2 protein-coding genes are annotated in these 1317 nt (G+C 43.3%); one reads left to right on the top strand and one right to left on the bottom strand.

Annotated features, from left to right (window positions below; all coding sequences use genetic code 11):
* Positions 1–324: 324 nt before the first annotated feature.
* Positions 325–870 carry a rod shape-determining protein MreD gene (gene mreD, locus F6K49_RS49765; protein ID WP_075900055.1) on the top strand — a complete coding sequence of 182 codons (546 nt, stop codon included), beginning with the start codon at positions 325–327 and terminating at the stop codon, positions 868–870.
* A 206-nt stretch (positions 871–1076) separates the two neighbouring features.
* On the opposite strand, the gene F6K49_RS49770 is transcribed toward mreD, so the two are convergent.
* The coding region (locus F6K49_RS49770) for an HAD hydrolase-like protein (protein ID WP_293110206.1) at positions 1077–1317 on the bottom strand (241 nt) is incomplete at its 5' end.

Below are 1317 nucleotides of genomic sequence, written 5' to 3' on the forward strand. Positions count from 1 at the left end.
AGAGTCTGTTATTCTTGACAAAAGTCCAGCGCCAGAGGCGATTATTGAGCTGACAGCCCCCATGAGTTATCTGGAGTGGGTGATTATTCATCCCAATCACCCATGATTTATGACTAATGAACAATAAGCCATGACTAATAGACCTCTTGCAAAAATATTTTGAGTTATAATAATAGTTTTGGGAAAAATTACGTAGATTGTGTACTAGGCTTATACAAAAACAAAGTACAAAGCACGTTTGTTAGTCAAAAGCGATCGCTAACTCGGAAATTCCCAGACTAGTGATTATACCAGGAAAAACTTTTGCAAGAGGTCTAATCAACAATGACCAACACGTCTCAGTTTTCTATTTGGGTTCGTCGAACAATCAATTGGGCAGTGACTGTTATTTCAGTTATCTTCTGCTCAATCTTATTACTGACACGTTTACCTGGAATGGAATTACTGGGAATCGCTCCCAACTGGCTGTTGATTTGGGTTGTGGCCTGGAGCATTAAACGCACAGCCTTTCAAGGAGCATTCGCAGGGTTGGTATTGGGGTTAGTCCAAGATGGTATGACATTCCCTGAGCCTACCCATGTCTATAGTCTTGCCATCGTGGGGATCTTGACTGCTCTGATTCAAAAGCAACGGTATATTCAGGAAGATTTTATTTCAGTAGCTTTAATTGTGTTTGGCATGGCGATTGTTGGGGAAACAGTGACTGCTATTCAGCATAGTTTTCAAGGCTCTCGCCAATTAGCACAAATCTGGACAGACCATCAGCGTATTGCCATCTGTTCTGCAATTCTCAGTAGTCTTTGGGCACCAGTCGTCTACTATCCACTCAATCGATGGTGGCAGTGGTGCAATTCAATGGAGGAATCCTAATGCTTTATGAAGGTTGAAGGTTGAAGGTTGAAGGTTGAAGGTTGAAGGTTAAAGGTTGAAGGTTGAAGGTTGAAGGTTAAAGGTTAAAGGTTAAAGGTTGAAGGTTATCGCTCTACCGCACCTAGTATCGATAAAACCGCGCTTATAACAGTGTCTTGATCCAAAGCGCGAGTGAAGGAAACGCCCGTAGAGCCACTGCATCGCTTTTACAGAGCAAGTTCGGTAGAGCCAACAGCTCTAGAGAGTTCTAATAGATAAGAGGTGGCACAAAGTAGGTCGCTACAGATATGAGTGGGTTCAAACCGCTTGAGATATGATTGAGAACGAATGCCACAGGTAAGAGCTATGGTGGGAATTGAGAGGGCTTGTCCTGCGAGAATATCGGCTTCTGTATCACCAATCATCCAAGCAGATACGGACGGTTCAGCCAGCGGAGATTGTTCGGTA

This window comes from Moorena sp. SIO3I6, assembly GCF_010672095.1.

Excerpts from the sequence above, each read along its gene's own strand:
- mreD (WP_075900055.1), top strand. The coding sequence starts at position 325 with ATGACCAACACGTCTCAGTTTTCTATTTGGGTTCGTCGAACAATCAAT.